The organism is Hephaestia caeni (genome assembly GCF_003550065.1).
GTDB lineage: Bacteria > Pseudomonadota > Alphaproteobacteria > Sphingomonadales > Sphingomonadaceae > Sphingomonas > Sphingomonas caeni_A.
The window spans coordinates 1,673,380-1,693,833 of sequence record NZ_QXDC01000002.1 but is presented as its reverse complement, the minus strand read 5'-3'; the positions used below and the strand labels follow the sequence as shown (position 1 = coordinate 1,693,833).

20 protein-coding genes and 1 pseudogene are annotated in these 20,454 nt (G+C 66.3%); 10 read left to right on the top strand and 11 right to left on the bottom strand.

What is annotated here, in order from left to right; all coding sequences use genetic code 11:
- Positions 1–35: 35 nt before the first annotated feature.
- Positions 36–1,553 carry a replicative DNA helicase gene (locus tag DFR49_RS07820; RefSeq protein ID WP_119035048.1) on the top strand — a complete coding sequence of 506 codons (1,518 nt, stop codon included), beginning with the start codon at positions 36–38 and terminating at the stop codon, positions 1,551–1,553.
- Between the two features lie 71 nt (positions 1,554–1,624).
- Entirely contained in the window at positions 1,625–1,918 is a 294-nt protein-coding gene (locus DFR49_RS07815) for a GIY-YIG nuclease family protein (protein ID WP_119035047.1), read from the top strand.
- Between the two features lie 40 nt (positions 1,919–1,958).
- Here DFR49_RS07815 and DFR49_RS07810 read toward each other — a convergent pair whose 3' ends face one another.
- The 6 genes and pseudogenes from DFR49_RS07810 to DFR49_RS07785 all read right to left on the bottom strand — a co-directional run.
- Positions 1,959–2,720, bottom strand: coding sequence for a phosphoadenylyl-sulfate reductase (locus tag DFR49_RS07810; RefSeq protein WP_119035046.1), 762 nt, complete (start codon positions 2,718–2,720; stop codon positions 1,959–1,961).
- On the bottom strand, positions 2,713–3,138 hold the full coding sequence (locus tag DFR49_RS07805) for a DUF934 domain-containing protein (RefSeq protein WP_119035045.1): 426 nt from the start codon (positions 3,136–3,138) through the stop codon (positions 2,713–2,715). Before DFR49_RS07805 ends, DFR49_RS07810 begins: the two co-directional genes overlap by 8 nt.
- Positions 3,139–3,257: 119 nt before the next feature.
- The gene (locus DFR49_RS07800; protein WP_119035044.1) at positions 3,258–4,892 is read right to left on the bottom strand and encodes a nitrite/sulfite reductase; all 1,635 of its coding nucleotides are present in this window, start codon (positions 4,890–4,892) and stop codon (positions 3,258–3,260) included.
- Between the two features lies 1 nt (position 4,893).
- Positions 4,894–5,190, bottom strand: coding sequence for a DUF2849 domain-containing protein (locus DFR49_RS07795; protein ID WP_119035043.1), 297 nt, complete (start codon positions 5,188–5,190; stop codon positions 4,894–4,896).
- The gene (gene cobA, locus DFR49_RS07790) at positions 5,187–5,975 is read right to left on the bottom strand and encodes a uroporphyrinogen-III C-methyltransferase (protein ID WP_119035042.1); all 789 of its coding nucleotides are present in this window, start codon (positions 5,973–5,975) and stop codon (positions 5,187–5,189) included. The genes DFR49_RS07795 and cobA overlap by 4 nt, the downstream gene beginning before the upstream one ends.
- A 117-nt stretch (positions 5,976–6,092) precedes the next feature.
- Positions 6,093–7,238, bottom strand: a pseudogene (locus DFR49_RS07785) (TetR/AcrR family transcriptional regulator); the annotation flags it as partial.
- 198 nt (positions 7,239–7,436) lie between these two features.
- Here DFR49_RS07785 and DFR49_RS07780 point away from each other — a divergent pair.
- The 6 genes from DFR49_RS07780 to DFR49_RS07755 all read left to right on the top strand — a co-directional run bounded on the left by DFR49_RS07780 (position 7,437) and on the right by DFR49_RS07755 (position 14,673).
- Positions 7,437–8,726, top strand: coding sequence for an acyl-CoA dehydrogenase family protein (locus DFR49_RS07780; RefSeq protein ID WP_119035040.1), 1,290 nt, complete (start codon positions 7,437–7,439; stop codon positions 8,724–8,726).
- 96 nt (positions 8,727–8,822) lie between these two features.
- Positions 8,823–9,902: a Zn-dependent alcohol dehydrogenase gene (locus DFR49_RS07775; RefSeq protein ID WP_119035039.1), complete on the top strand. Its 1,080-nt coding sequence runs from the start codon at positions 8,823–8,825 to the stop codon at positions 9,900–9,902.
- 112 nt (positions 9,903–10,014) lie between these two features.
- Positions 10,015–11,070, top strand: a complete 1,056-nt coding sequence (locus DFR49_RS07770; RefSeq protein WP_119035038.1) for a phosphotransferase family protein — start codon at positions 10,015–10,017, stop codon at positions 11,068–11,070.
- A 113-nt stretch (positions 11,071–11,183) separates the two neighbouring features.
- Positions 11,184–11,981, top strand: coding sequence for an SDR family NAD(P)-dependent oxidoreductase (locus DFR49_RS07765; protein ID WP_245968288.1), 798 nt, complete (start codon positions 11,184–11,186; stop codon positions 11,979–11,981).
- A gap of 70 nt (positions 11,982–12,051) precedes the next feature.
- Positions 12,052–13,182, top strand: a complete 1,131-nt coding sequence (locus DFR49_RS07760; RefSeq protein WP_119035036.1) for a glycosyltransferase family 4 protein — start codon at positions 12,052–12,054, stop codon at positions 13,180–13,182.
- 87 nt (positions 13,183–13,269) lie between these two features.
- Positions 13,270–14,673: an NAD(P)H-dependent flavin oxidoreductase gene (locus tag DFR49_RS07755; protein WP_119035035.1), complete on the top strand. Its 1,404-nt coding sequence runs from the start codon at positions 13,270–13,272 to the stop codon at positions 14,671–14,673.
- A gap of 38 nt (positions 14,674–14,711) precedes the next feature.
- On the opposite strand, the gene DFR49_RS07750 is transcribed toward DFR49_RS07755, so the two are convergent.
- From DFR49_RS07750 to DFR49_RS07740, 3 genes are all read right to left on the bottom strand, one after another.
- A complete protein-coding gene (locus DFR49_RS07750; protein ID WP_119035353.1) occupies positions 14,712–14,903 on the bottom strand; it encodes a YMGG-like glycine zipper-containing protein in 192 nt (63 codons plus the stop codon).
- A 73-nt stretch (positions 14,904–14,976) separates the two neighbouring features.
- Complete coding sequence (locus DFR49_RS07745) at positions 14,977–15,384, bottom strand: low affinity iron permease family protein (protein ID WP_119035034.1); 408 nt, start codon at positions 15,382–15,384, stop codon at positions 14,977–14,979.
- 88 nt (positions 15,385–15,472) lie between these two features.
- Positions 15,473–16,468, bottom strand: coding sequence for a 2-hydroxyacid dehydrogenase (locus DFR49_RS07740; protein WP_119035033.1), 996 nt, complete (start codon positions 16,466–16,468; stop codon positions 15,473–15,475).
- Positions 16,469–16,569: 101 nt separating this feature from the next.
- Between DFR49_RS07740 and DFR49_RS07735 the strand changes: the two genes are divergently transcribed.
- A complete protein-coding gene (locus tag DFR49_RS07735) occupies positions 16,570–17,061 on the top strand; it encodes an SH3 domain-containing protein (protein WP_119035032.1) in 492 nt (163 codons plus the stop codon).
- A 51-nt stretch (positions 17,062–17,112) separates the two neighbouring features.
- On the opposite strand, the gene DFR49_RS07730 is transcribed toward DFR49_RS07735, so the two are convergent.
- A complete protein-coding gene (locus tag DFR49_RS07730; RefSeq protein WP_119035031.1) occupies positions 17,113–18,300 on the bottom strand; it encodes an acetyl-CoA C-acyltransferase in 1,188 nt (395 codons plus the stop codon).
- Positions 18,301–18,570: 270 nt separating this feature from the next.
- On the opposite strand from DFR49_RS07730, the gene DFR49_RS07725 reads away from it, so the two are divergent.
- Complete coding sequence (locus tag DFR49_RS07725) at positions 18,571–19,980, top strand: coniferyl aldehyde dehydrogenase (RefSeq protein ID WP_342768467.1); 1,410 nt, start codon at positions 18,571–18,573, stop codon at positions 19,978–19,980.
- Positions 19,981–20,092: 112 nt separating this feature from the next.
- Here DFR49_RS07725 and DFR49_RS07720 read toward each other — a convergent pair whose 3' ends face one another.
- On the bottom strand, positions 20,093–20,374 hold the full coding sequence (locus DFR49_RS07720; protein WP_147373670.1) for a hypothetical protein: 282 nt from the start codon (positions 20,372–20,374) through the stop codon (positions 20,093–20,095).
- Positions 20,375–20,454 lie beyond the last annotated feature (80 nt).

Below are 20,454 nucleotides of genomic sequence, written 5' to 3'. Positions count from 1 at the left end.
CTTGAGAGCCCAGCCAATCGGACTACAAGGACGGCATGGCCACCATTGCTCTTGCTCATCCGGCGCCCGCCGCCGACGGCCCCGCGCTGCCGCAGAATGTCGAGGCGGAGGCTGCGTTGCTCGGCGCGATGATGATCGACAACCGCGTCGCCGACGATGTGCTCGACCGCATCGAGGAAGAACATTTCTACGAGCCCGTCCACGGCCGTATCTTCGGTGCGATCCGCACGCTGCGCGCCGGCGACATGCTCGCGACCCCGGTGACGCTCCGGCCGATGTTCGAGGCCGACGAGGGGATGAAGGAGCTGGGCGGCCCTGCGTATCTCGCGCAGCTCACCGGATCGGGTGCAGGGCTGATCGGCGCCAAGCAGTTCGCGCAGCAGATCTACGATCTCGCGATGCTGCGCGCGTTGGTGTCGGTGGGGCGGACGCTGGTCGATCGCGCGCTCGATACCTCCGAGGAGGTCAATCCGCGCGCGCAGATCGAGGCCGCCGAGGAGGAATTGTTCAAGGTCGCGGCTGATGGCGGCGCGGCGAACGCGGTCAAGACCTTCGCACAGGCGACGACGCTGGCGGTCAAGATGGCGGAACGCGCGCTCGATTCGGGCGGCAACGTTTCGGGGATCACCACCGGGCTCGATTCGGTCAACGCCAAGATCGGCGGGTTGCATCGTTCCGATCTGCTGATCCTCGCCGGCCGCCCCGGCATGGGCAAGACGTCGCTGGCCACCAACATCGCCTTCAACGCCGCGCGCCGCTGGATGCGCGACATGGAGGACGGGATCGCGCCCGAGAAATCGGTGGGCGCCAAGGTCGCGTTCTTCAGCCTCGAAATGTCGGCCGATCAGCTCGCGACGCGCATCCTGGCCGAGCAATCGCGGATCAGTTCCGAGGCGCTGCGCATGGGCAAGATCAGCCGTAGCGAATTCGGCCAGCTCGCCGCGGCGGCGGCGCAGCTCGAAAGCCTGCCGCTGTTCATCGACGATACCGCCGGCATCTCGATCGGCGCGCTCCACACGCGGATGCGGCGGCTCCAGCGGCGGCACAACCATGAGATCGGGCTGGTGGTGGTCGATTACCTCCAGTTGCTCTCGGGCTCGGGGCGCGGCGGCAGCGACAATCGCGTGCAGGAAATCTCCGAGATCAGCCGCGGATTGAAGACGCTGGCCAAGGATCTCAACGTGCCGGTGCTGGCGCTGTCGCAGCTCAGCCGCGCGGTCGAGCAGCGCGAAGACAAGCGCCCGCAGCTTTCGGACCTGCGCGAATCGGGCTCGATCGAGCAGGACGCGGACATGGTGCTGTTCGTGTTCCGCGAGGATTATTATGTCGGCTCGAAAGAGCCCAAGCGCCCGACCGAAGGCGACGACGCCAAGATTTTCGAGGATCACGCGCGCTGGGCGACCGACATGGAACGCGTGTTCGGCCTCGCCGAGTTGATCGTCGCCAAGCAGCGCCACGGCGCAACCGGCAAGGTGACGCTCAAGTTCGAGCCCGAAGTGACGCGGTTCAGCGATCTCGCGGTGAGCGACTACCGCAATTCGGCGAGCTATTGAGAGGGACGACGCCAACTCGTCATGCCAGCGCAGGCTGGCATCCATGCCTGTTGCGGTTCAAGCTGCCAATTATGAGGCGTGGCTACGTTTACATCGTGACCAACGAGCCAAGTGGCACGCTGTATATTGGCGTGACGAGCAACATTGCAGCACGCGTCCACCAGCATAGATCGGGCACTGGATCTGACTTTTGCAAGAAATATAGGCTGACGCGGCTCGTTTTGGTTGAGCCTTACGACACGATTGAGGAAGCGATCGCTCGTGAGAGAGCGCTGAAGGCGTGGAAGCGGAGTTGGAAGCTCAACCTGATTGGGCGATCCAATCCGGACTGGTCGGACTTGTATCCGACATTGCACCTCGATTGAGAGAGACATGGACCCCAGCCTTCGCTGGGGTGACTGCGAATTAGAGGAACGGTTCCTCGCCCGGTTTGTCGGGGACGTGGATGCCGCATTCGACCTTGTCCCAGCCGCGCCAGCGGCCCGCGCGCGGGTCTTCGCCGGGTTGGACCTTGCTCGTGCACGGCGCGCAACCGATCGAGGGATAGCCATCGGCCACCAGCGGGTGCGCAGGTAGCGCGTGCGTCTCGAAATAGGCGGCGATGTCTTGCCGTGCCCAGCTCGCGAGCGGGTTGATCTTGAGCCGCCCGACATCGTCGGTGGTGTCGATCTCGAAGCGGGGCAGGCCGGCCCGCGTCGTCGACTGGAAGCCCTTGCGGCCGGTGAAGCTCGCGTCGAACCCGGCGAGCGCGCGGGCGAGCGGCTTTACCTTGCGGATCTCGCAGCAGCCGTCGGGATCGTACGACCAGCGCAGCCCGGTTTCGTCGCGCGCGCCAAGGTCGGCCGGGTCGGGCGTGAGGTTGACAAGGTTGAGGCCGAGCCGATCGGCGAGCAGGTCGCGATAGGCGAGCGTTTCCGCGAAATGCTTGCCGGTGTCGAGGAACAGCACCGGCAAATCGGGCGCGGCCCGCGTCACCAGATGCAGCAGCACGGCCGATTCGGCGCCGAACGACGAGACGATCGCGGCGCTGCCGACGAGGCCGTCGGCGATCACCGCCGCGAGCATCTCGCCCGCGTCGTTGCCGCGGAACAGATTGTTGAGCCGGATCGCATCGGCCTGGCTGAAACGCGGGCCGGTGTCGATCACGTCGCGCGCGCGACTAGCCATGCCGCAATTTCCACACCGGCACCGCATCGTCGGCGGCGTGCTGATAGACGTGCGGGTAGATCGTCAGCAGCCGTTCGACGGTGTCGGGATCGAGCGGGGCATCGGGGGCGAAACTGTCGAAGCCGCAGCGGCGCATGAACAGCAATTCGTCGACCAGCACGTCACCGGTCGCCTTGATCTCGCCGGTATAGCCCGATTCGCGCAGGATCCGCGCCGAGGAATAGCCGCGCCCGTCGCGGAAGCGCGGGAAATCCACTTCGACCAGCCGAACGCGATCGAGGACGGGGAGCAGGCGGCGCACGTCGTCGCCCGCCTCGATGCGGACCGAGGCGGAATCGTCCTGATCGAGGAATGAATCGAGCGACACGGCGGGCTCGTCGGCCGGGGTGTCGGTGCGAAAACGCAAGGCGTCAGCCATACAACACCTCCGTCATGCCAGCGAAGGCTGGCATCCATGTCTGTATCGATCGGCGATTCAGTTGATCCCTCTCGCGATAGAGATGGGCTCCAGCCTTCGCTGGGGTGACGATGGACGGCTTACCCATAAATCGCCTCCTTGAACGGCTCCATGCCGACGCGGCGGTAGGTGTCGAGGAAGCGCTCGCCGTCGGTGCGCAGGCCGCGATAGGTCTCGATCGCCTTCTCGACCGCGTCGACTACGCCGTCCTCGTCGAAACCGGGGCCGGTGATCTTGGCGAGCGTGGTATCCTCCGCGCCCGATCCGCCGAGCAGGAGCTGGTAGTTTTCGGTGCCTTTCCGATCGACGCCGAGGATGCCGATATGCCCGGCATGGTGATGCCCGCAGGCGTTGATGCAGCCCGAGATCTTGATCTTCAGCTCACCCAGATCCTGCTGCCGCTCGAGATCGGCGAAGCGCCGGGCGATCTTCTGCGCGACCGGAATCGAGCGCGCATTGGCGAGGCTGCAATAATCGAGGCCGGGGCAGGCGATGATATCGGTGACGAGATCGAGATTGACGTCCGCCAGTCCCGCCGCGACGAGCGCCTGCCATACCGCGTAGAGATCGGCCTTGCGGACGTGGGGCAGCACCACATTCTGCGCGTGGGTGACGCGGGTTTCGCCGAAGCTGTAGCGTTCGGCCAAGTCGGCGACCACGTCCATCTGATCGGCGGTGATGTCGCCGCCGATGCCGCCGATCGCCTTGAGGCTGATGTTGGCGATCGCATAGCCGGGCGCCTTGTGCGCGGCGGTCTGGCGATCGACCCAGAGCGCGAAATCGGGGTCCGATCGATCGATCTCGTCGGAGAGCCCGGTCTCGAACGGCGGCGGCGCAAAATACGCGGCGATGCGATCGAATTCGGCGCGCGGGGGATCGTTGCCGAGCGTCGCGATATGCGCGAATTCCTCTTCCACCTGCCGCGTGAATTCCTCGACGCCGAGATCGTGGACGAGGATCTTCATCCGCTGCTTGTGGATGTTGTCGCGCCGCGCGTGCCGGTTCCACACGCGCAGGATCGCCTGGCAATAGCTGAACAACCTGTCCGCCGGGCAGAACGCGCGGATCAGCTCGGCGATGAAGGGGGTGCGCCCCATCCCGCCGCCGGCATACACTTCGAACCCATCCTCGCCCGCGTCGTTGCGTACGAGGCGAAGCCCCACGTCGTGCCAGCGGATCGCCGCGCGGTCGCCCGGCGCGGCAGTGAAAGCGAATTTGAACTTGCGCGGCAGATAGCTGAATTCGGGGTGGAAGGTCGTCACCTGGCGGAGCAGTTCGGCCCAGGGGCGCGGATCGGCGATCTCGTCGGCGGCCGCGCCCGCATATTGATCCGCCGAGATGTTGCGGATGCTCTCACCCGAGGTCTGGATCGCGTGAAGCTGGACCTTGGCGAAATCGGCAAGGATGTCGGGCACCTGCTCGAGCTTGATCCAGTGGAACTGCATGTTCTGGCGCGTGGTGAAATGCGCATAGCCGCGATCATAGGTGCGCGCGACATGCGCCAGCATCCGCACCTGTGCGGGGTTTAGCGTGCCATACGGAATCGCGATCCGCAGCATATAGGCGTGAAGCTGGAGATAGAGCCCGTTCTTCAGCCGCAGCGGCTTGAACTGGTCTTCGGTCATATGGCCGGCGATGCGGCGCTTCACCTGATCGCGGAATTCCTCGACGCGCGCGTCGACGATCTGCTGGTCGTATTGGTCGTAGCGGTACATGTCAGATCACCCAGTTGCCGGCCTGCGGGTCGGCGGGCTTGAGCGTGAGATCGGGGCGCACGGTCGGCCCCAATGCGCGGATGCGGTGCTTGATATGCGCGGGGCGCGGCCCGTCGGCGGTCGCCTCGGCGTCGATGACGACGGGGCCGTTGACGCGGCGCGCGCCTTCCTCGGCCGATCCGATCGCATCGCCTTCCTCGCCGACATCGACGGCGTCCTCGATGTGGATCGACCAGTCGCGGCCGGTCCACCACGTCACCGCGCCGGTCTTGAGATCGTTGCCGGTGAGGAGCTTCACGCCACGGTCTCCGCGATTCGCGCCCAGCGGGCGAGCTTGTCCTCGGCGTCGGACAGGTCGACGACCTCGCCGACGATGATGATCGCCGGGCTCTGGACGGCCTCGCGCGTCACCATCGCGCCGAGATCGGCGAGCAATGTCCTGAGCGCGCGCGCGCCGTCGAGCGTGCCCTTTTCGAGCACCGCGACGGGCATGTCGGGGGCGACGCCGTCGGCCATCAATTTGTCGGCGATGTCGCTCGCGGTGGCGACGCCCATGTAGATGACGAGGGTGCGGCCCCGCCCGGCGAGCCCCGACCAATCCTGATCGGTGAGCCCCTTGCACTGCCCCGCGACGAAGCTGACCGCCGAGCTGTAATCGCGATGCGTGAGCGGCAGCATCGCCTCCGCCGCGCAGCCGAGCGCCGCCGACACGCCGGGGATGACTTCGACGGGCAGGCCGGCGGCGCGAACCGCCTCGACTTCCTCGCCACCGCGACCGAAGATGAAGGGATCGCCGCCCTTCAATCGCACCACGATCGAGCCGACCTTGACGTGCGCGACGATCAGCGCGTTGATTGCGTCCTGCGGCACGGTGTGGCGCGCACGCTGCTTCGCGACCGAGATGCGTTGCGCGGAGACCGGCGCGAGATCGAGCACGCGCGGATCGATCAACCCATCATGAACGACGACATCGGCCGACCGCAGCGCCTCGACGGCACGCACGGTGAGCAGGCCGGGATCGCCCGGACCGGCACCGACAAGAATGACGCGCCCACGCGCGCCAGGATCGAGAAGACTTGGCATGGCGGCGAATCTGGCGTGCGCGGCGCCGCGTGCCAATTCATGCTTGCTTGGGGGAGAGGTAGCGGAGCTTTCGACGCCAACATTCGTGCTCCTGCTTCCGCAGAAGCGCCGCCTGCCTCACTCGGCCAGCACGCGATCGTCGAACAGGCCGAAGGCGAGCGTCGAAGCGTACAGCGCGACCGCGCGGTCGCGGGGCATCGTCGAGGCCCATTTGCGCATGTCGAACGCGGCGTTTTGCAGCGCCATCAGCGTCTGCGCGGCGATCAGTGGATCGATCGCGCGCACCGATCCGCCCGCGATGCCGTCGGCGATCGTGCCCGCATAGCGGCGCGCGATCCGGTTCGATCGGTCGACCATCGCCTGCCGCACGCCGGGCGGCAGGCCGTGGAGCGCGGTGGTGCGCAGCAGCGGCCCGCGTTCCGAGAACTGGACGTCGAGCAGCGTCGCGATGATGCTCGACAGCCGCCGCCAATGGGTGCCGCCGCGTTCGTCGGCAAGGCGTTGCGCCTCGGCGATCGTGTCGAAGCTGCGCTTGTAACAGGCGATGACGAGATCGTCCTTGGCGTCGAGATGGTGGTAGAAGCTGCCCTTGGTGACGTTCAATTCGCTCGCGATCCGCTGCACCGAGGCGCCGCGATAGCCGAGTTCGTTGATCAGCCGCGTGGCGGCGCGCAGGAATTGCTCGCGCCCCGGCTCGGCCTGATCGTGTTCGAGATCGATCAGGTCGGGCGCCCAGTGCTCGCCCGATGCGGCGATGCCGTGCGCGAACACCTCCATCAGCCGCATTTCGACGCGATCGTATTGATCGAGATCGTAGCGGACCAGCCAGACCGGCAGCCAGAAGGTGTTCTCGAGCAGGACGTGCGCGCGCGCGCCGAACAGATCGTGGCGCGCCTTGTCGGTGTCGTCGCCCCACAGCGCGCGCGTCTTGCGGAACACCTCGCGCCAGCCCGCGAGCAGCGGGTCGCGATACGGTTCCTCCATCGCGCGCAGATCGGAAAGCACCGCGAACGCGGTCTCCTCGCCGCGCTCGATCCGGGCGAAGCGCTCCATGTTGATCGCGAGATAGCGCGAGACGCGGGCCTCGGGGGTCGGCTCTTGCTGCGCCTCGTCGAGCATCGCCATCAGCGTATCGAGCGTGTGCTCGAAACAGGCAGCGGCGAGATCGTCCTTGCGCTTGAAATAATACGTGACGCTGGTGGTGTTCAACCCGACCCGCCGCGCGACATCGGCGAAGGTCATGCCCTTCGCGCCCCCTTCGTCGCTCTGCGTTACCGGTTGCGCCCCCTGCATCACGCCAGATTACCAGCTTCGTTTCGAAGAAACAGTAGCTTTTTGCACCCCGCCTATATTGGCACGCTCGAACACCTCAGGCGACGCTGGGGGCCGGTAAGGCGACTTTACCGAATATCGGGTATGGACTAGGCTGCGGCTGAGGCGACACGGGATAGGGACGGCGGTATGGATTTCACGCTTTCGGATCGCGAGACGCACTGGCGTGATCGCGTGCGCGATTTCATCGATCGCGAAATCCGTCCGCGCCAGGCCGAGCACGATGCCGAGGCGCATGAAGGTGCGCGCTGGAAAGTGCTCGGTGTCATCGAGGAGGTCAAGGCCAAGGCAAAGGCGGCGGGGTTGTGGAATTTCTTCATGCCGCCGCAATCGGGCCGCGCGCATGTTGACGATTCGTTCGTGTTCGAGGGCGAGCAACTCACCAATCTCGAATATGCGTTATGCGCCGAGGAGATGGGCAAGATCGGCTGGGCGAGCGAGTGCTTCAACTGCTCGGCGCCCGATACCGGCAATATGGAAGTGTTCCATCGCTACGGCACGCGCGCGCAGAAGGAACGCTGGCTGCGGCCGCTGATGAACGGCGAGATCCGTTCCGCCTTCCTGATGACCGAGCCCGCGGTCGCCTCGTCCGACGCGACCAATATCCAGACCAGCATGGTGCGGGCCAAGGATTCCGGGGGCGACCATTATGTCGTCAACGGCCGCAAATGGTGGTCGAGCGGGGTCGGCGATCCGCGCTGCAAGGTCGCGATCCTGATGGGCAAGACCGATACGGCGGCCAACCGCCACACCCAGCAATCGATGCTGATCCTCGATATGGAGACGCCGGGTGTCGCGATCGAGCGGATGCTGTCGGTCTATGGCTATGATCACGCGCCGCACGGGCATGGCGAAGTGCTGCTCAAGGACGTGCGCGTGCCCGCCGAGAACGTGCTGCTCGGCGAAGGACGCGGGTTCGAGATCGCGCAAGGTCGGCTGGGGCCGGGGCGCATCCACCATTGCATGCGCACGATCGGGGTCGCCGAAACCGCGATCGAGGCGATGGCCAAAAGGCTGCTGACGCGCGTCGCCTTCGGCAAGCGCATCGCCGATCATTCGGTGTGGGAACAGCGGATCGCCAAGGCACGGATCGATATCGAGATGACGCGGCTGTTGTGCCTCAAGGCCGCCGACATGATGGACAAGGCCGGCAACAAGGCGGCGCAGCAGGAGATCGCGATGATCAAGGTGGCGGCGCCGATGATGGCGCTCCAGATCCTCGACGATGCGATCCAGGCGCATGGCGGCGGTGGGGTGAGCCAGGATTTCGGCCTCGCGCACGCCTGGGCCGCGATGCGGACGCTGCGTTTCGCCGACGGGCCCGACGAGGTCCACAACCGCGCGATCGCGCGGCACGAGTTCGGGAAATATGCCGCATTGCCCGATGCGGTGGCCGCGAAGGACATGGCGCGGCGGTGATCCGTCACCCCAGCGAAGGCTGGGGTCTATTTCTGATCGAAGTGCCGCCCGCGAAAGACAGGGACCCCAGCCTCCGCTGGGGTGACGAGGTAGGTGATGAAAGCAGCCGTTCTTTTTGAAGCCGGGCAACCTCTTCGCATCGAAGACGTGGCGATCGCCAAACCCGGCCCGCACGAGGTGCTGATCCGCACCGCCGCGGTCGGCGTATGCCGGTCGGACCTCCATTTCGTCGATGGCGCCTATCCGCATCCGATGCCGACGATCCCGGGACACGAGGCGGCCGGCGTGGTCGAGGCGGTGGGCGACGAGGTGCGCACGGTCAAGCCCGGCGATCATGTCGTTTCTTGCCTGTCGGCTTATTGCGGGCATTGCGAATTTTGCGTCACCGGGCGGATGTCGCTGTGCATCGCGCCCGACACCAAGCGCGCCAAGGGCCAACCGCCGCGGCTGAGCATGGGCGACCAGATCGTCCACCAGATGCTCAACCTGTCGGCTTATGCCGAACAGATGCTGATCCACGAACATGCGTGCGTGGCGATCGATCGCGACATGCCGCTCGATCGCGCCGCGATCCTCGGCTGCGCGGTGACGACGGGCGCGGGCGCGGTGTTCAACGCGACCGACGTGACGCCGGGCGAAAGCGTGTGCGTCGTCGGCTGCGGCGGCGTCGGGCTGGCGGCGATCAACGCGGCGAAAATCGCGGGTGCGGGCAAGATCATCGCGGTCGATCCGGTCGCCGACAAGCGCGCGCTGGCGGAGAAACTGGGCGCGACGCACGTCGTCGATGCGCTGTCCGAGACAGCGGCCGACGAGGTGATCGAGATCACGCACGGCGGCGTCGATCACGCGATCGAGGCGGTCGGGCGACCGCAATCGGCGGCGACCGCGGTCAAGGTGCTGCGGCGCGGGGGCACCGCGACGATCCTCGGGATGATGCCGCTGGCCGAAACGGTGGGCCTGTCCGCGCTCGATCTGTTGTCGGGCAAGAGGCTGCAAGGCGCGCTGATGGGGGCGAACCGCTTTCCGGTCGAGATCCCGCGGCTGGTCGATTTCTATCTGCGTGGTGCGCTCGATCTCGACACGATCATTGCCGAGCGGCTGCCGCTCGAGCAGATCAACCACGCGTTCGACGAATTGCGTAAGGGCGACGCCACCCGATCGGTGGTGGTGTTCTGATGGACCCGCTTCTTCATCGTCATTCCCGCGAAAGCGGGAACCCATCTCCCGATGGTCACGCCAGGCGTCGACGGCAGGAGATGGGCCCCCGCTTTCGCGGGAATGACGGGATATGACGGGCGAGATCGACACCGTCGCGGTTGCCGAAAAGGATCGACTCGACGAAGCGGCGCTCACCGCGTGGATGGAAGCGCACGTCGCGGGTTTCCGCGGGCCGCTCACCTATGCCAAGTTCGCCGGCGGGCAATCGAACCCGACCTATCGCCTCGACACCCCCTCGGGCCGCTATGTGCTGCGGCGCAAGCCGTTCGGGCCGCTGCTGCCCTCGGCCCACGCGGTCGATCGCGAATATCGGCTGATCGCGGGGCTGCACCCGACCGGCTTCCCGGTCGCGCGGCCCTATGGGTTGTGCACCGACGAGAGCGTGATCGGCGCGGTGTTCTACGTCATGGGCTATGCCGACGGGCGCAACCTGTGGGACGGGACGTTGCCCGATTATGGCCCCGCCGAGCGCACCGCGCTCTACCATGCGATGTGCGATACGCTGGCGGCGCTGCACGGCACCGATTTCGTCCGCGCGGGGCTCGGCGATTACGGCAAGCCGGGCAATTATTTCGAACGCCAGGTCGCGCGCTGGACCAGGCAATATCGCATGAGCGAAACCGAGCACATGCCCGAGGTCGAGCGGCTGATCGACTTTCTCGCCGCGACGATCCCGCCGCAGACGCGGACGTCGATCGTCCACGGCGATTACCGCATCGACAATATGATCTTCGATAAGGTTGAGCCGCACGTCATCGCGGTGCTCGACTGGGAATTGTCGACGCTGGGCGATCCGCTTGCCGATTTCTCCTATTTCCTGATGAGCTGGGTGACCGATCCCGAGGGCCGTTCGGGGGTCAGGGGGCGGACGGGGGCGGAGACCGGCATCCCGACGATCGAGGCGATGACCGAGCGCTATTGCGTGGCGACGGGGCGCGACGGCGTGCCCGATCTCGATTGGTATTTCAGCTATAACCTGTTCCGGCTGACGGGGATCGTCCAGGGGATCAAGAAACGGATCGTCGACGGTACCGCCTCGAGCGCGCAGGCCGAGAAATCGGCGGGGCAGGTCTATCGGCTGGCGAAGGCGAGCTGGGATTTCGCGGTGAAGGCGGGGGCGGAATAGCAACCGTCACCCCAGCGCAGGCTGGGGACCATGTCTGTTGCGACGGCTCGCAACGGCGCGGCAGATCGAAAGAGACATGAATGCCAGCCTGCGCTGGCATGACGGAGGTGCAAATGCGGTTTACCGGAAAATCGATCATCGTCACCGGCGCGGGGTCGGGGATCGGGCGGGCGACCGCGCGGCTGTTCGCGGGCGAGGGCGGGCAGGTGGTCTGCGCCGACAAGACCGACGGCGCCGACGAGACGGCCGCGATGATCGTGCAGGATGGCGGCACCGCGCAGGCGATTCGGATCGACGCGGGCAATGAGGATGATGTGGCGCGCGCCGTCGCGCTGGCGTGCGAGCGGTTCGGCGGGCTCGACATCGTCTACGCCAATGCCGGGATCGGCGGCGGCATTCCCGGTCTGTTCGAGGATACGCCCGAGACCTGGGCCGAGGTATTGCGAGTCAATCTGATTGGCCCGTTCCTCGCGATCAAGCACGCAGCACCCCGGATCGTCGCGCGCGGCAAGGGAGCGATCGTGTGTACGGCAAGCGTCGCGGGCCTGCGTTCGGGGGCGGGCGGCCCGGCCTATTCGGCCTCGAAGGCGGGCGTCATCAACCTCGTCCAGCTTGCGGCGCAGCAATTGTCGGGCTCCAATGTCCGCGTCAACGCGATCTGCCCCGGCCTGATCGAGACCGGGATGACCAAACGCGCCTATGATTACGCGCGCGAGCACGGCAAGGAGGATCGGATCGGCGGCCTCAACCCGCTGCGGCGCGGTGGCGAGCCCGAGGAGATCGGCCGGGTCGCGCTGTTCCTGGCCTCGGACGAGGCAAGCTATATCAACGGACAGGCGATCGTCGTCGATGGCGGGCTGTCATCGAGCCATCCGGTGACGCGGCAGGAATTCGGCAAGACTGCGATATGACCACGCGGCTGCACGCGATGTCCGAACGGGATGACGCGGCGAGCGAATCCCGCTAAGCGCGCCACCCGACATGCCGGTGCACATCCTTCACCTCCATTCGGCCTTCGACCTCGGCGGCAAGGAAGCGCGCGCGGTGCGGCTGATGAACGCATTCGGCGATGCGGCGCGGCACACGATCGTGTCGGGGGTGCCCGACGCGCTGTCGGCGCGCGACGCGATCGCGCCCGGCATCAAATACGAGATCGCGCAGGATCCGCCGCCGCTCACCGGCCGGCCCTCGGTCAAGCGGTTCGAGGCGCTGACGCGCTACATGCGGCGGTTCGATTTGATACTGACCTATAATTGGGGTGCGGTCGATGCCGTGATGGCGCGCTGCACCTTCACCAAGGGGATGCCGCCGCTGATCCATCACGAGGACGGCTTCAACGCCGACGAGGCCGATCACCTCAAGGTCGAACGCAACATGTATCGCCGGATCGCGCTGGGCGCGGCGGCGGCGCTGGTCGTGCCCTCCGATCTGCTCGAACGGATCGCGATCCAATATTGGAAGCAGCCCGCCGCGAAGCTGCACCGCATCCCCAACGGCATCCCGACCGCGCTTTATGCAGTAAAGCCCGATCCCCGGGCGATCCCCGGCTTCCGCCGCAAGCCGGGTGAACTGGTGGTGGGCTCGCTCGCGGGGCTGCGCGCGGTGAAGAACCTGCCGATGCTGCTGCGCGCATGCGCGGGGGTGCCGGGCAAGCTCAGGATCGTGATCGTCGGCGAAGGCCCGGAACGCGCGGCGATCGAAAGTGCCGCCGCCTTGCTCGGGCTCGGCGATCGCGTGCATTTGCCCGGTTTCCTGCCCGAACCGCATCGCTTCGTCGGGTTGTTCGATATCTTCGCCTTGTCGTCCAAAAGCGAGCAATTCCCGATCTCGGTGATCGAGGCGATGGCGGCCGGGCTGCCGGTCGCGGCGCCCTCGGTCGGCGATGTCGGGCAGATGGTGGCGGAGGCGAACTGGCCGTATATCGCGCCGCATGTCGATGCGGTCGAGTTGCGCGACATGATCACCATGCTCGCGCGCGACAAGGCGGTGCGCAAGACGGTGGGGGCGCATAATCAAGCGAAGGCGCAGGCGACGTTCGACGAGGACGTGATGATCGCGCGCTACGCCGCGTTGTACGCCGGCGCGATCGGCCGGCCGGGTGTTTTCGGCTGAACGTCGAATCAAACTCTGACCCGTGAAAGTATTCGCGTCCCGGCGGCGCGCCGTTATAAGCGTCGGCAGTTTCATTTGGAGGTATGCGTGTTCAAAGGCGTGAAGCCCATCATCTACAACGGTCGTGAAGTCTGGCCGCTGATCGAGGGGGGCAAGGGCGTTTCCGCGACGAATCACGCCAGCGCGGGCGCCTGGGCGGCGGCGGGCGGCATCGGCACCGTCTCGGCCGTCAACGCCGACAGCTACGATCCCGACGGCAAGATCATCCCCCAGGTCTACAAGGCGCTGACGCGGCGCGAACGGCATGAGGAACTGATCGATTTTGCCGTCGAAGGCGCCGTCCAGCAGGTGCAGCGCGCGCATGAGATCGCGGGCGGCGAGGGCGCGATCAATATCAACGTGCTGTGGGAGATGGGCGGCGCGCAGCGGGTGCTCCACGGCGTGCTCGAACGCACGCGCGGGCTGGTCGCGGGCGTGACCTGTGGGGCGGGCATGCCCTATAAGCTTTCCGAGATCGCGGCGTCGTACAACGTCAATTACCTGCCGATCGTCAGCTCGGCGCGCGCCTTTCGCGCGCTGTGGAAGCGCGCCTATTCGAAGGCGTCCGAATGGCTGGCGGCGGTCGTCTACGAAGACCCGTGGCTCGCTGGCGGACACAACGGCTTGTCCAACGCCGAAGACCCGCTGAAGCCGGAAGACCCGTACCCGCGCGTCAAGGCGCTGCGCGAGACGATGCGCGAGGGCGGCATTTCGGACGACGTGCCGATCGTGATGGCGGGCGGCGTCTGGTACTTGCGCGACTGGAACAACTGGATCGACAATCCCGAACTGGGCACGATCGCGTTCCAGTTCGGCACCCGGCCGTTGCTCACCAAGGAAAGTCCGATCCCGCAGGGGTGGAAGGATAAACTGCTCGACATCGACGATGACGAGGTGCTGCTGCACCGCTTCTCGCCGACCGGCTTCTATTCGAGCGCGGTGCGCACCCCGTTCCTACGCAATCTCGAGGCGCGATCGGAACGGCAGATCCCGTTCTCGACGCAGGAAGCGGGCGACCATACGTTCCAGCTCGACGTCGGCGTGAAGGGCAAGAATTTCTGGGTGACGCGCAACGATCTGCTGCGCGCGCGGACATGGTTCGGCGAAGGCTTTACCGAGGCGCTCAAGACGCCCGACAACACGCTCGTCTTCGTGACCGATGCCGAGAAGAAGGAAATCCGCAAGGATCAGGCCGATTGCATGGGCTGCCTCAGCCAGTGTCTGTTCTCGTCATGGGCGGATACCGACACCAATTCGACCGGCCGCCTCGCCGATCCGCGCAGCTTCTGCATCCAGAAGACGTTGCAGGATATCGCGCACGGTGGCCCGATCGAGAACAACCTGATGTTCGCCGGCCACGCCGCGTCGAACTTCAAGCGTGACCCCTTCTATTCGAACGGGTTCGTGCCGACGGTGAAGCAGCTCGTCGATCGCATCCTGACCGGGGATTGATGCCTGTTTGAGAGTTGGCACCGAGGAAAAACCGCTGTTCAGTCGGTGGCCGTGCCGACCACCGCACCCGCGACGCCACCGACGGCCGCGCCCTTTTCGACGCTGTGGCCGGTCGCCGCGCTGACTGCGGCACCGCCGGCGGCGCCGATCGCCGCGCCGCGCGCTGTCGCGCATCCGGCGAGCACCACCGCCGACAGCAGGATCACGCTCACGTTCCGATTGAATCGCATCATTGGTCTCCCTTGATCTCGATCAGAACAATGTCGCGGGCGCGGCATGGGTTCCGCTTCCCGTCGATCGGTTCTACCGGCTCAGCAGCTTGGCGAGCGTTTGGCTGGTGCTGGCGCGGACGGCCTCGTTCTCGCTCTCTTTTTCGAGGGCATCGCGGATCTTCTCGACCTCGGTATCGGTCTTGTGCTCGATCCCGATGAAGCCGTTGCGTGCGCCGTCGAGCGTGCGGATAAGCTCGTCGAGCTTGGCCTGCATCGCCGCGGCGTCGCGATTCTGCGAATTCTGGATCAGGAATACCATCAGAAAGGTGACGATCGTCGTCGCCGTGTTCACGACGAGTTGCCAGGTGTCCGAATACGCGAAGATCGGCCCCGTGACGGCCCACACGAAGATGAAGACGGTCGCGAGGATAAAGGCCGCCGGCCGGCCGGCGAACCCGGCGATCCTGCTTGCGATGACGGTGAAGAAGCGATCGAACATGGCGTGTGGCCGAAGGCCCCCTCCCGCTGCCGGAAATGGCACAGCACCGTAACGATGTAGCGGGATGTTGGTTGCGCGTGGCTTGTCGTCAGATCCAGCCTTCGAGCACCTGATCGGGGGGGCGATGGCCGTCGACCCAGACGCGGATGTTGGCAATGACCTTGTCGCCCATCGCCGCGCGGCCCTCGATCGTCGCCGAGCCCATGTGCGGCAGCAGCGTCACGTTGGGGAGCGCGAGCAGCCGCGGATCGACCGCGGGTTCGCGTTCGTAGACGTCGAGCCCGGCCCCCGCGAGCCGCCCCTGTTCGAGCGCCTCGATCAGCGCGGCCTCGTCGATGATCTCGCCGCGCGCGGTGTTGATCAGATAGGCGTGGCTGCCCAGCAGCGCGAGGCGCCGCGCGTCGATCAGATGCTGGGTCTGTTCGGTATGCGGTGCGTTGATCGAGACGATGTCGGCGATGCGCAGCATGTCGTCGAGATCGGCATGCCAGATCGCGCCCAATTGCGCCTCGAGCACCTGCGGCAGCCGGTGGCGGTTGTGGTAATGGACCGAGAGCCCGAACGCGCGCGCGCGCGCGGCGACCGCCTGGCCGATCCGGCCCATGCCGACGATCGCGAGTCTTTTGCCGCCGATCCGCCGCCCGAGCATCCCGCCCGGGCTCCAGCCCCTCCAGTCGCCGGATCGGATCAGTTTCTCGCCATCGACGAGCCGGCGCGGCACCGCGAGGATCAGCGCCATCGTCATGTCGGCGGTGTCCTCGGTGAGGACGCCGGGGGTGTGGGTGACGATGATGTCGCGCGCGCGCGCCGCCTGCAAGGCGATGTGATCGATCCCCGCGCCGTAATTGGCGATGAGGCGCAGCCGTTCGCCCGCGCCTTCGATCAGCCCGGCGTCGATCACGTCGGTGACGGTGGGGACGAGGACGTCGCACGTCGCCATCGCCTCGGCGAGTTGGTCGCGCGTCATCGGCACGTCGGCGCGGTTGTTGGTGGCGTCGAACAGCGCCTCCATCCGCTCCATCACCGCGTCGGTGAGTTCGCGTGTGACCACTACCCTTGGCCTGGCTTGTCTCGTTTCGGGCATGGCATCGGCTTGGCGCGAGTAAGCGCGTGCGTCAACGGTGGTTGAAGGCGGGTCGGGCTTCGTCCTAGGGTCGGCGCGACGCGTGCATCAGGGGACAGTGAATGCGATTGTGGGCCTGGTTCGTTTTTCTCGTGACGGTGCTGGGCCTTGCAGTGATCGCGACCCAGGATGTCGCGGCGCAGAAGCGCGAGCCGCCTTATTATGCGTCGATCGCTGCGAGCAAGGCGCGGATGCGCACCGGCCCCGCACGCACCTATCCGGCGACCTGGCTCTATGTGCGTGCCGATCTGCCGATCAAGGTGGTCGCGGTCTATCGCGACTGGCGCAAGGTGGAGGATCCCGACGGCACGCAAGGATGGATGCTCGTCAACCTGCTGTCGTCGCAGCGCACCGCGATCGTCCGCGATGCGATCGCCGAACTGCGGGCGGCGCCAAACGCCGGCGCCGCGGTCAACTGGCGCGCCGAGCCGGGCGTGGTCGGGCGGATCAGCAAATGTTCGGCGAGCTGGTGCTGGTTCACTGTTGGCCGTCGCGGCGGGTTCGTGGAGAAGAGTCACCTCTGGGGTGTCGATGAGGGCGAGGCGGTGGACTGATAGCGCACCGCGCGATTGTTCTCCTCCCCGGCGAAGGTCGGCGTGCAGACCCTAGCTCACCAGTTCCACCGCGATCGCGGTCGCTTCGCCGCCGCCGATGCACAGCGAAGCGAGGCCGCGCTTGCCGCCGGTGGTCTCCAGCGCGGAAAGCAGCGTCGCCATGATGCGCGCGCCCGACGCGCCGATCGGATGGCCCAGCGCGCAGGCGCCGCCGTGGATGTTGAGCACGTCGTGCGCGATGCCGAGATCGCGCATGGCGATCATCGCGACGCACGCGAACGCCTCGTTGACCTCGAACAGGTCGACATCGCCGACTTGCCAGCCGGCCTTGTCGAGCGCCTTCTGCATCGCAGAGACGGGGGCGGTGGTGAATTTGGCGGGCGCGTGCGCGTGGGCGGCGTGGCTGATGATGCGGGCGACGGGCTTGATCCCCAACCGATCGGCGACCGACTGGCGTGTCATCACCAGCGCCGCCGCGCCGTCCGAGATCGAGGAGGCGTTGGCGGCGGTGATCGTGCCGTCCTTGGCAAAGGCGGGCTTGAGCGTCGGGATCTTGGCGGCGTCGGCCTTGGCGGGCTGCTCGTCGAGTGTAATCGTGGTGCCGCCCTTGCGCGTCGCCACCTCGACGGGGACGATCTCGCGGTCGAACGCGCCCGATTTCTGCGCCTGCTGCGCGCGCTCCAGACTGGCGATCGCGAACGCATCCTGATCGGCGCGGGTGAACTGATATTCGGCGGCGGTTTCCTCGGCGAAGCTGCCCATCAGCCGGCCGGGCTCATAGGCGTCCTCGAGTCCGTCGAGGAACATATGATCCTTGAGCACATCATGCCCCAGCCGCGCGCCCGAGCGGTGCTTCATCGAGAGATAGGGCGCGTTGGTCATGCTCTCCATGCCGCCTGCGATCAGCAGATCGACCGAGCCCGCCGCGAGCGCATCGGCGGCCATGATCGCGGCCTGCATCCCCGATCCGCACATCTTGTTGACCGTCGTTGCCTCGACATGCTGCGGCAGCCCGGCGCCTAGCGCCGCCTGCCGCGCGGGCGCCTGGCCGAGCCCGGCGGGGAGCACGCAGCCCATGTAGATGCGCTCGATCGCCTGTGTGTCTACGCCCGCGCGTGCCACCGCCGCGCCCACCGCCGCCGCGCCGAGATCGGTCGCCGACGCGCCGGCAAGGCTGCCCTGGAAACTACCCATCGGGGTGCGCGCGTAGGACAGGATGACGATCGGATCGGTGGGCATCGGCGGCTCCGTTTATGATCTGCTGTGCGCGATTTAGGGGTGTACGGCAGCGTTTACAAAGGTTCCTCGTTCGTCATGCCGGACTTGTTCCGGCATCCAACCCTCCACGAGCGCCAGCGCTTGAGGCGCGTTGGACCCCGGAACGAGTCCGGGTGGCGGAAACAGCGTCCTTGAGGTGGGTTTTGACGCGAGAAACCAGCCTGACCGAAGGTCGATCTCGTGCTAACATCAATGTCAACAAGCGCGCGAGAGGATGCGGCGATGATCGAGATGCACGACCTTTTGGCACGGCAACGCGCGGCGTTCATGGACGAACTGCCGGTGGGAATCGCGGTGCGCAAGGATCGGTTGCGGCGTGCTGCGGCGATGATCGCGGATCATGCGACGCGCTTTTGCGACGCGCTCTCCGAGGATTTCGGGCATCGCAGCCGCGAGCAATCCTTGGTGACCGACATCGCGGGCTCGGTGGCGCCGATCAACCACGCGATCAAGCATGTCGACGCCTGGGCGGCGCGCGAAAAGCGGAAGGTGCAATTCCCGCTCGGGCTGCTCGGCGCGCGCGCGTGGGTCGAATACCAACCCAAGGGGGTGGTGGGCGTGATCGCGCCGTGGAATTTCCCGGTCAATCTGGTGATGAGCCCGCTTGCCGGGGTGCTCGCGGCGGGCAACCGCGCGATGGTCAAGACCAGCGAATATACCCCGCGCGTCGCCGCCTTGTTCGAGGAACTGGCGGCGCAGTATTTCGCGCCCGAGGAACTGGCGTTCGTGTCGGGCGGGCCGGAGGTCGGCAAGGCGTTTTCCGAACTGCCGTTCGATCATCTGCTGTTCACCGGCGCGACCGGGATCGGTCGGCACATCCTCCACGCGGCGGCCGACAATCTGACCCCGGTGACGCTCGAACTCGGGGGCAAATCGCCGGTGATCGTCGGGCGTTCGGCCGATTTGAAGCAAGCCACCGAGCGCGTGGCGCTGGGCAAGATGCTCAACGCCGGGCAGATCTGCCTCGCGCCCGATTATATGCTCGTGCCCGCCGAGGAGGAGCCGCGCGTGATCGAGGGGATCAAGACGGCGGCGTCGGCGATGTATCCCACATTGCTGGCCAATCCCGACTATACGTCGATCGTCAACGACCGGCATTTCGAGCGGCTGTCGTCGTGGCTCGAAGATGCGCGTGCCAAGGGCGCGACGATCGAGACCGTCAACCCGGCGGGCGAGGATTTCGGCGGCACCAACGCGCGCAAGATGCCGCTCCATATCGTCCGCGATGCGACCGACGACATGATCCTGATGCAGGAGGAGATTTTCGGGCCCATCCTGCCGGTCAGGCGCTACGACACGATCGACGGCGCGATCGGCGAGGTGAACCGGCGCGCGCGGCCACTGGGCCTCTATTATTTCGGGCGTGATGAGAAGGAACGCCGCCAGGTGCTCGATCGCACGATCTCGGGCGGGGTGACGCTCGACGACGTGGTGTTCCACGTCTCGATGGAGGATCTGCCGTTCGGGGGCGTCGGGCCGTCGGGCATGGGCGCGTATCACGGGCGCGACGGCTTTCGGACGTTCAGCCATGCCAAGGCGGTGTTCAAACAGGCGAAGCTCGACGTCGCCAAACTCGCCGGGATCAAGCCGCCTTACGGGCCGGGAACGATCAAGGCGGCGCGGCGACAGATGAAGGGGTGAGCGTCAAAACGCTTCTCCCGTCATGCCGGACTTGTTCCGGCATCCAGCCCTCCACGCACGCAGACCTTTGAGGGGCGTTGGACCCCGGAACAAGTCCGGGGTGACGGAGGGGCTATAGGGCGCGACCTGTCCGCTCGATCCGGTAGTCGATCGGTTTGAAGCTGCCGCCGTTGCTGGCGAGCGCCGCTTTGGTGTCGACGCAGGGAAAGGTGGCCGCCTCGACCTGCGCGAACAGCCGGGCCTCAAGGTCGCGCTGTGCTTTGTGTTGCCAGGGATAGATCGATGAGAACGGCATGAGCATCGCACGACGCGCAAGCCCCTGAGCGGTTCCGTGCACGCTGCGGCGGGAGGAGCCGATTTCAACGTTTTGCGCTTGCCTGAGGAGCGAAAACACGCTTCGCTCGTTGCAGGTGCGAACAGGGATCGGTCGCGCGCGTGCTGGCGCCGCGACGGCAAAACGGAGTATTCGTGGGG